Raw genomic sequence first — 8,825 nt, forward strand, 5'->3', positions numbered from 1 at the left:
GCGGTAGCGAGGCTAGGGTGAGGGGGCTGCGGCCGATCCCGTTGGTGCCGCGCTCACTTCTTGCGTCGTGACGCGCTGGTCGGACTTGCCGGCGACCATGCTGCTGCCGTCGAACCTGGCGCGGTACACCAGCACGTTCTCCATCACGCGCTGGACGTAGTTGCGCGTCTCCGACAGCGGGATGCGCTCGACCCAGTCGACCGGATCGACCTTGGGATCCCTGGGGTCGCCGCGCGCCTGCACCCATTCGCGCACGCGGCCGCGGCCGGCATTGTAGCCGGCGAAGGTCATGATCTGGTTGCCGCGATATTCCGACAGCAGCGCGCTGAGCTCGGCCGCGCCCATTTGCGTGTTGTAAACAGGATCGGAGACCATCTTGTCCCAGTCGTAGGTCAGGCCGAAGCGCTTGGCGGTGTCGCGGCCGGCTTCAGGCGTCACCTGCATCAGCCCGACCGCATTGGCCGGCGACTTGTCGCGCTGGTCGAACGAGCTTTCGGTGCGCGCCACCGAATAGATCACGCTGGTCTCGATCGCGGGCGCGACCTGCTGGTGCTCGGGGATGCCGATGGTCGGAAAAGCGTAATGGTCGAGCGCGAGCCCGCGCGCCAGCGCCGACTTGCCGACCTCCAGCATCACGCGCGCATCGCGGCGCTGTCCGGCGAGTTCGCCGAGGCCCTCGAGGGCCGCGACGTCGGTGCTCTCCTTGGCGAAATCCTCGGCGTAATAGAACACCGTGTCGCGCTCGCCGATGCCGTAGAGCATGTCGGCGGCGCGCACGCGCTCGTCTGCGGGCGGGGTGTCGAGCGCGGCCAGCACGGGCGAGGGCGGTCGCAGCTCGATGCGATCGAGGCCGAGCTTTGCGCGCGCAAGCTGGCCGTAATAGGCGGTCGGATAGCGCGCAGCAGCCCGGTAGCTCATGCGCGCATCGGCTGTCGCACCCATCGCCTCGGCGGCACGGCCGCGCCAGTAATGGGCACGCGACAGCGCGATCGGATTGGCCGAGCCTGCGTCGATGGCGGCGAAGTGCACCATCGCCGCCTGGGGATCGCCCAGGAAGCGCAGCGCGATCCAGCCGCACATGAAATGATAGTCGACGCGGTAGACTTCCTTCTCGGGCACCGCAGCCGTGCGCACCACATCATACGCCGTTTTGAACTTGCCCTGGTCGAGCAGCTTGCGCGCGAGCAGGCGACGCTCGCGCCACCAGGCGTCGGTGTCCTGGGCCGCCATGGTGTCGGGCGCGGCGGCCAGGATCACCTCGGCGGCGTCGTCGATGCGGTCCTTCTGGAGGTGCCATTGGGCGCGGCACAGCACATAGCCGAGATCGCGGCGCGCTTCAGTCGGTACGTCCTCGAGATAATCGTTGGCCTTGCTGGCCTTGCCGGTGACGGCGGCGCAGGCCTTGACGATCGCCAGCGCATCCTCGCCGAGCCGTTTTGCCGCGCGCCGCGCACCGGCATAGTCCTTGGCGCCGAGCCGCTTGTCCATGCGGGCGCGATGATCCTCGGAGTTAAGCAGATCGCGGAACGCCTCGTAGGAATCCTCCTCGCTCCGCTCGGACAATTCGTCGGTGCGCCAGGCCTCGCGCACGAGGCGAGCAGCCCTGTCGGCGTCGCCTTCAGTGAGCAGCACGCGGGCGAGGGCGAACTTGCCCTTGGCGCTGGTCGGGCGGTCCATGGTGAATTTGTGCACGGTGGCCGCGTCGGCCTTCTCCTGCCACAGCCGCGCCTCGGCGCGGCGGCGGAGCAGGGCGCTGCTCGGCCAACCCGGATTGGCGGCAAGGAAGGCGGCATAACGCTTGAAATTGGCGGTGCTCTCGGAATGGCGCAGCATGAACCAGTCGGCGAGCTTCTGTCCGGCGGGATCAGTGATGCGGTCGCGCGCCGCGCTCGCATCATCCGTCTTGCCCTTGCGCGCGAGGTCGATCGCGTCCTTCAGCGCGGCGAGGTCGCCGGTCAGCGGCGGCGGCGCCGGCTTGTCCGAGGGCTCGTCGTCGGTCTTCTTCGACTTGCGCTTGGCCTCGGCATGCTTGCCGTGACGGGACTTGGCCGCGGCATGACGCTGCTTGCCGGCTTTCGCCTCATGCGATTTTTTCGGCACGGACGATTTGTGGCTGCTTTTCGCCGCCAGCTCGGTCGGAAGGAGGGCCATTGCGGCCACGGCAACGAGACACGCGAGCGAGCGTAGGCACTGGTTCATCCCATGGTCCCCCTGCGAAACCACTACAAACCAAGGTCCGCGACGACATGCGGCTTGAGAATCAATGACATCGAAAACGATGCCACGGCATCGTTTCGCATTCCTCACGCTGTCGCAACAATGCGGCAAAATACGGATGGGATGCGGAACTTCCGCTGGGGGTCAGTTCCTTTAATCTTTGTTAACGATCCAGGCTCGCGCGACGGCCGGCCATGGTTCAGGGCGCCAGGAGGAACCAGATTGCTCGTGTTCCCGCAGCCAGATCCGGTGTATGGAGTTCCCTTGCTCTGTCCCTTTGGCCTTTGTCCCTGCAGCTATGCCGATTTTCAACCAGTCGATCAGGCGCAAGATCGTCGGTATCGCCCTCGGATTGATCGTCCTGATGCTGGTCACCTCGATCCTGTCGATGGTGATGTCGAGCCAGGTCGGCGTCCTGCTCGACGAGCTGACCAACCGCTACATCCCGGCCTATGGCGATCTCGCGCGCGCCAACATCCGCTCGCTGGAGCGTTCGGTGGCGCTGCGGCGGATGATCATGATGAAGATGCAGGCCTCCTCGGATGAGGAGGCCTATGCGGCCCGCCTTCGCGAGTTCGAGGACGCCGACCGCAAGATCGAGGAGGAGGCCGAGCGCGCGCGCAAGCTGATCAACGCGATCATAGACGACCCTCGCACGCCGTCCGACAATGCCGCGCTGGCACGGATCGAGACCCGCATCGAGACCGCCGTCGGCGAGCTGCGCCGCGATCAGAAGGAGAGCCACGCGAAACTCCTCAGCCAGGTCGACGCACAGCAGATGGCGGAAGCGCGCATCACGCTCGAGCATATCGACGCGCTGCGCGACCAGTTCAACCAGAAGATCGATGCGATCCGGGCCGACATGCTCAAGCAGGTCTTCGCCAGCACGTCGCAGGTGATCGGTCATCAGCACCAAGCGATCATCGTCTCTGGCATCGTGACGTTGCTCGCGGCGATCGTCGGCTTTGCCTTTGCACTCCTGGTGTCCAGCGGCATCACGCGCCCGGTGCGGCTGCTGCTCGCCGGCACCCGCGAGGTCGAGGCCGGCCGCTTCGACAAGACCATCACCGTCTCCACGCAGGACGAGATCGGCGAGCTCGCCGCGGCCTTCAACCGCATGACCGAGCAGCTCAGGCACAACGAGCGCATCCGCGAGACCTTTGGCCGCTACATCGATCCCAAGGTGGTGCAGGGGCTGATCGACCGGCCCGAGGTCGCGATCGACGGCGAGCGCCGGGTCATGACCATCATGTTCTGCGACATGAGCGGCTTCACCTCGATGAGCGAGGGCATGACCCCGCGCGGCCTCGTCAGAGTGATGAACCACTATTTCACGGTGATGTCCGGACCGATCAGGGGTAATCGCGGCATCATCGACAAATATATCGGCGACGCCATCATGTCCTATTGGGGCCCGCCCTTCATCGAGGAGGACGAGCAGGCGCTCCTGGCCGGCATCGCCGCAACCGAGATGGTCGACCAGGTGCCCGCGCTGCAGAAGCAGCTGCCCGACCTGCTCGGCATTCGCGCCATGCCGGCGCCGTGTGACCTGCGGATCGGCATCGCCACCGGCGAGGTCCTGACCGGCAGCATCGGCTCCGAGCTGATGATGAGCTTCACCGTGATGGGTGACGCCGTGAACCTGGCCTCGCGGCTGGAGGCCGTCAACAAGGTCTACGGCACCCGCATCCTGATCTCGCAGGCAACTGCTGACGCGATCGGAGCGCGGCTCGAGCTGCGCGAGATCGATCGTCTGGCGGTCGCGGGCCAGAGCGCGCCGCAGCCGATCTTCGAGGTGATGGCGCGGGCGGGCGCACTCACCGGCGCGCAGGACAGCCTGCGCGCGCATTATGCCGAAGCGCTCGCCGCCTATCGGGCCCGCCGCTTCGACGAGGCGCGCGCCGCCTTCAACGCCGCGCTCGAAGCCGTCCCCGGTGACGGCCCCTCGCGCACGATGCTCGGCCGCATCGCGCAATTCGAGGCCAAGCCGCCGGAAGAGGGGTGGGACGGTGCCTGGCGGCTGGAGCAGAAATAGCCGTTTTTGTTGGGCCAGCCCGCCCTGTCCGGAAAAAACGTTTCTACTCGATAACGATGTTCGCCGTGACCTATTTCCCGGGCTTAGGTTGGATGTCCTTGAGGCGTTTGACGGGGACACGCCGATGACAGAACTTCAGGACAGGCTGGAACGGTTCGAGACGCTCACCGCCGAATGCGAGCTGATCGCCAAGCTCGCCACCGACAGCACCAAGCGCGAGTTCTATCTGAAACTCTCGGAACAGTACCGTCAGCTGGCGGTGGACATGCGGCAGGCGATCGCGACCAAGGCTGCTGCCTGATCCCGGCTGCAATCCGTTCTTAAGGTTTGGCGCGCATCCTTGACCTCGCGAGCGATCGCTCGTGGTGGAAAGGCCGGGGTTCCCTGCAATGCAGCGCACCTCGCGAGTGTCATTTGCCATGCTTGACAGGGCAATCACATGCGCCTCGTTGCCGTGATCATATTCGCGCTCATGACGGCGGCCTGCGACCAGGAGCAGGATATCACCGGCTCGACGCCGACCTGCCCGATGCGGAACTACAGCTACAATCCCCGCGACATGAACCAGTGCGTCAGTGCCTGCAAATCGTGCGATCGCGGCACCACGGTCACCTGCACCACCTCCTGCACCCTCAAGGGCGCGCGCTGAGGCCCGCTTTCTCGCGGCGCACCCAGCGGCGGTGCTGGGGCACCGGAACGATTCACTTGGGTTAATCATTGAAGCAAGTGGGCAGGACGTGGAGTCCGATGGAAATGGGTATGCTCGATCCCGGTCGATTTCTGGTGTCGTGCTCGCATTGTGATGCCTGGCCGATGGCGGCCAATGTGAAGCGGTCGAGCTGGTCGGCGTCTCCGCACGAGGTGCGCTTTGTCTGCACGCGCTGTCGCCGCGAGGAGACCGCCATCGTCTCGGCCTCCGGCGAATTGACCCCGATCAAGCGCGTCGATGTTCCGCCGCGCGACGTCGCAGTCGCCTGGGCCCAGGCGCAACGGGTGCGAGGGCGGACCTGAGCGCCCGGCATGCACCCGGTCGATTGACTCCCGGGGCCAACGGCTCGTAAATGATTGGCGACGGTTCTCCTCACGGAGATCAAAAGGGAATGTGGTGCGGGATTGTCCCAACGCAGGGATTTGTCTCAACGCCACGGCTGCCCCCGCAACTGTAAGCGGTGAATCTTGCGTCTCATGCCACTGGGAATCTCGGTCCTGGGAAGGCGACGAAAGGTCACGACCCGCGAGCCAGGAGACCTGCCGTCAGCCGTGGTCACACGCGAAGATGTCGGTCGGGGAGTACAGACATTAGCTTCACCGGAGCGATCCATCGCTCTGCCGTGAAACCTCGTTCGCTGTGACGTGCCACTGACGTCATACCGAGGTTACAATTGTGTCCCGTCTTGTCCCTGCTGCCAGGCGCCTCAGCGCCGGCCTGCTCGCATCCGTTTCCCTCCATTCGCTCGATCTGTCCTCCGCTTTCGCCCAGCAGGCGCTTGCCGAGCAATTGCCGCCGATCGAGGTGACCAGGGCCGACGATCAGAACCGCACGCGCGCCAGGGCGATCGGTGACGGCGAGGCGACGCGGCAGCGGGTGAGGACGAATGTCGCGCCGGCAGGCGATGGCGCCGGCTCATCCGGCTCCGGCGGTGAGGCTGCCGCCGGCAGCGGCGGCATCGTCGGGGCCGCCACGACCGTCATCACGGCCGCGGATATCGCGCATTCGCCATCGCAGACGCTTGCCGAGATCATCGCGACGCAGACGCCGGGGGCCCAGATCACGACGCTCTATGGCGGCCAGATCGGCGCCAAGACCAGCGTGGACCTGCGTGGCTTCGGCGCCTTTGCCACCGCCAACACGCTGGTGCTGGTCAACGGCCGGCGGTTGAACGACGTCGACATGGCGCAGGTGGACCTCTCCACCATCCCGCTCAATTCGATCGAACGCATCGAGATCACGCGGGGCAATTCCGGCGCGGTGCTCTACGGCGACAACGCGGTCGGCGGTGTGATCAACATCGTCACCAAAAATGGCGTTGGCGGACCGCCCGTGACCGCGCGCATCGAGGCCGGCTTCGGCTCGTTCAACACCAGGCTCGGCAACGTCTCGACCTCGCTCAATTCCGGTCCGTGGTCGACCTCGTTCTATGGCAATACGGTCAGGACCGATGGCTATCGCGACAACAATCGCTATTCCCAGCAGAATGGCGTCGGCAATCTCAATTACACCACGCCCGGCCTCACCGCGTTTCTCACGGTCACCGGCGACAATCAGGAGCTGCGGCTGCCGGGCGGCCGCACCGTCGATCCCTCCATCGGCCTCGACGAGCTCAGGGCCAACCGGCGAGGGACCGGCACGCCCTTCAACTACGCCAACCAACAGGGTTTTGGCGCGACCGCGGGTTTCACCAAGACCCTGGTCGACGGCGTCGATCTCATCGTCGACGGCGGCGTGCGCGACAAGAAGCAGCAGAGTGCGTTCTTTTCCACCCCGACGCCGGTTCCGGCGTTCTTCACGTCGACCTATGTCGGTTCCCATCTGACGACATGGTCGATCACGCCGCGGCTCAGCGTGAAGAGCCTGCTGCTCGGCATGCCCTCGCAGCTCCTGACCGGCATCGACTATTACGACGCGAGCTTTCAGCAGAACCGCGGCGCCGGGCAGGGGCTCTCCCCATGGCACAATTACGACCTCAGGCAGCAGACGGTTGCGGGTTATTTCCAGCACACATTGGGAATCGCGCCCAAGACGGACATCTCCTACGGCGCGCGTGTGCAGAACGTCAGGCTCGCGGCACGCGACAATTTCGACCCGGCAGCTCCGTTCAACGGCGACATCGGCGCGCTGCCGCTGACGAGCAACGAGACCCAATATGCGCTGCATCTCGGCGCCGAGCATCGCCTCAACGACCAAGTCTCGCTGTTCGGCCGCGTTGCGCGCGCGTTCCGCACGCCTGATGTCGACGAGCGCCTGTCCTCAGGGCCTTCGTTCGATCCCTTTACCTTCGCCGCGATCCCGCAAACGTTCCAGCTCAAGACCCAGACCTCGCAGGACATTGAGGGTGGTGTTCGCATCAAGGGCGGCGGGTTGCAGCTGCAGAGCAGTCTCTATCTGATGGATCTCACAAACGAGGTCCATTTCAATCCGGTCCTGTTCTACAACACCAATCTTGATCCGACCCGCCGCTACGGCTCTGAGACCAGCCTGTCCTATCGCGTCAACGACGCCCTGCTGCTGCGCTCCGGCGTGGCCTATACGAGCGCGGTCTTCCGCGAAGGCATCTGGGCCGGCAACGACGTGCCGCTGGTCTCGCGCTACACGGCGAGTGCGGGCGTCACCTGGAACATCTGGCAGAATTACGTGGTGCTCGATGCCACCGCGCGCTTCTGGAGCGAGCGTCGCATGGACAACGACCAGGCGGGCACCCAGAAGCCGATCCCCGCCAACGGCACGATCGATCTCAAGCTCAGCGGCCAGGTTGAGCGCTACTTCTGGTCCCTCAGCGTCAACAATGTGCTGAACGCGCTCTACTACGACTACGCCATCGCGAGCACCTTCACGGACGGCCGCTTCAGCGCCTATCCGCTGCCCGGCCGCACCTATCTGCTCAAGGCCGGTGCAACGTTCTGATTTCGCCGGGGCTGTCACACGCCCTCAAACGGACTAGAATTCGAAAAGGAGATTCAACCATGGCTCTCAGCATCCTGCCGTCCAGTGGCGATCGCTTCCGGCTTCAGCCGGTCGCGCCGCGCCTTGCGCCGATGTTCTGCTTTGCGCTGCTGACGGCGTCATGCGCGCTCGCAAGTTTTGCGTTCGCCTGTGCCACGCCGTTCGCGGCCTTCGCCGTCGTTGCCGCGGCGATGCTGCCGCAGCGTCCGGCGCTGCTCGTCGTCACCGGCGCCTGGCTCGTCAACCAGATCATCGGTTTCGGCGTGCTGCACTATCCCGTTGATGCCAGCACGATTTCCTGGGGCTTCGTGATCGGCGCGGCCGCGCTTCTGGCGACCGCGGCCTCGTCGACGGTGCTCGGCCTGCTGCCGCAGGGCCGCACGCCGCTGGCGCTGGCGATCACGCTCGTCGTCGCCTATGGGATTTACGAACTCGCGCTGCTCGCCGCGACGCCGTTCCTCGGCGGCGAGGGCGCCTTCACCGCTGCCATCGTGACGCGCATTGGACTGACCAGCGCGGTCTGGCTCGCCGGCCTCGTCGCGATCTGTGAGATCGTCCGTCTGATCGATCCGGCCGGACGCAAGCGAGCAATATCGGCCTGAGCCGCTCTCGTAGCCCGGATGGAGCGAACGCGTAATCCGGGGCCGCTTGCCCGGCATTTTGCACTGTCCCGGATTACGCGGAGCCTGTCATCGGGCGGCGCTTCGCGCCGACCCGTTGGCTCCATCCGGGCTACGGGACCGTGCCTGTGTCGCCCTCTGTCAATCCACGCGCGCCAAAATATTCCACTTTACCGAAATTCGGTTTCGGCGTATGTGTCGCCCATCCCGGCTCACCAAGAGGGGCGATCATGTGTCGTCACGCATCGCGAGCCGGGCTTGCGGTGGACGCGGCAGCGTCGGCATGAGAGGT

7 protein-coding genes and 1 riboswitch are annotated in these 8,825 nt (G+C 65.3%); of the genes, 6 read left to right on the top strand and 1 reads right to left on the bottom strand.

What is annotated here, in order from left to right:
• Positions 1-12: 12 nt before the first annotated feature.
• Positions 13-2,199 (bottom strand): lytic transglycosylase domain-containing protein, encoded by a 2,187-nt coding sequence (locus RAD10_RS30195; RefSeq protein WP_461620347.1) that lies wholly within the window; start codon positions 2,197-2,199, stop codon positions 13-15.
• A gap of 316 nt (positions 2,200-2,515) precedes the next feature.
• Here RAD10_RS30195 and RAD10_RS30200 point away from each other — a divergent pair, with 316 nt between their 5' ends.
• The 6 genes from RAD10_RS30200 to RAD10_RS30225 all read left to right on the top strand — a co-directional run bounded on the left by RAD10_RS30200 (position 2,516) and on the right by RAD10_RS30225 (position 8,515).
• Positions 2,516-4,252, top strand: a complete 1,737-nt coding sequence (locus RAD10_RS30200; RefSeq protein ID WP_461620348.1) for an adenylate/guanylate cyclase domain-containing protein — start codon at positions 2,516-2,518, stop codon at positions 4,250-4,252.
• Between the two features lie 124 nt (positions 4,253-4,376).
• Positions 4,377-4,553 (top strand): hypothetical protein, encoded by a 177-nt coding sequence (locus RAD10_RS30205; protein WP_018320305.1) that lies wholly within the window; start codon positions 4,377-4,379, stop codon positions 4,551-4,553.
• Between the two features lie 138 nt (positions 4,554-4,691).
• Positions 4,692-4,901: a hypothetical protein gene (locus tag RAD10_RS30210; RefSeq protein ID WP_461620349.1), complete on the top strand. Its 210-nt coding sequence runs from the start codon at positions 4,692-4,694 to the stop codon at positions 4,899-4,901.
• A 98-nt stretch (positions 4,902-4,999) separates the two neighbouring features.
• The gene (locus RAD10_RS30215; RefSeq protein ID WP_244550660.1) at positions 5,000-5,263 is read left to right on the top strand and encodes a hypothetical protein; all 264 of its coding nucleotides are present in this window, start codon (positions 5,000-5,002) and stop codon (positions 5,261-5,263) included.
• Positions 5,264-5,307: 44 nt separating this feature from the next.
• Positions 5,308-5,522: riboswitch (cobalamin riboswitch) on the top strand.
• A 114-nt stretch (positions 5,523-5,636) separates the two neighbouring features.
• Entirely contained in the window at positions 5,637-7,874 is a 2,238-nt protein-coding gene (locus RAD10_RS30220; RefSeq protein WP_461620350.1) for a TonB-dependent receptor, read from the top strand.
• A gap of 59 nt (positions 7,875-7,933) precedes the next feature.
• Positions 7,934-8,515 carry a hypothetical protein gene (locus RAD10_RS30225; RefSeq protein WP_461620351.1) on the top strand — a complete coding sequence of 194 codons (582 nt, stop codon included), beginning with the start codon at positions 7,934-7,936 and terminating at the stop codon, positions 8,513-8,515.
• Positions 8,516-8,825: the final 310 nt, after the last annotated feature.

The organism is Bradyrhizobium sp. 23AC (genome assembly GCF_054863025.1).

Excerpts from the sequence above, each read along its gene's own strand:
- RAD10_RS30195 (WP_461620347.1), bottom strand. The coding sequence starts at position 2,199 with ATGAACCAGTGCCTACGCTCGCTCGCGTGTCTCGTTGCCGTGGCCGCA.
- RAD10_RS30205 (WP_018320305.1), top strand. The coding sequence starts at position 4,377 with ATGACAGAACTTCAGGACAGGCTGGAACGGTTCGAGACGCTCACCGCC.
- RAD10_RS30215 (WP_244550660.1), top strand. The coding sequence starts at position 5,000 with ATGGAAATGGGTATGCTCGATCCCGGTCGATTTCTGGTGTCGTGCTCG.
- RAD10_RS30200 (WP_461620348.1), top strand. The coding sequence starts at position 2,516 with ATGCCGATTTTCAACCAGTCGATCAGGCGCAAGATCGTCGGTATCGCC.
- RAD10_RS30225 (WP_461620351.1), top strand. The coding sequence starts at position 7,934 with ATGGCTCTCAGCATCCTGCCGTCCAGTGGCGATCGCTTCCGGCTTCAG.
- RAD10_RS30210 (WP_461620349.1), top strand. The coding sequence starts at position 4,692 with ATGCGCCTCGTTGCCGTGATCATATTCGCGCTCATGACGGCGGCCTGC.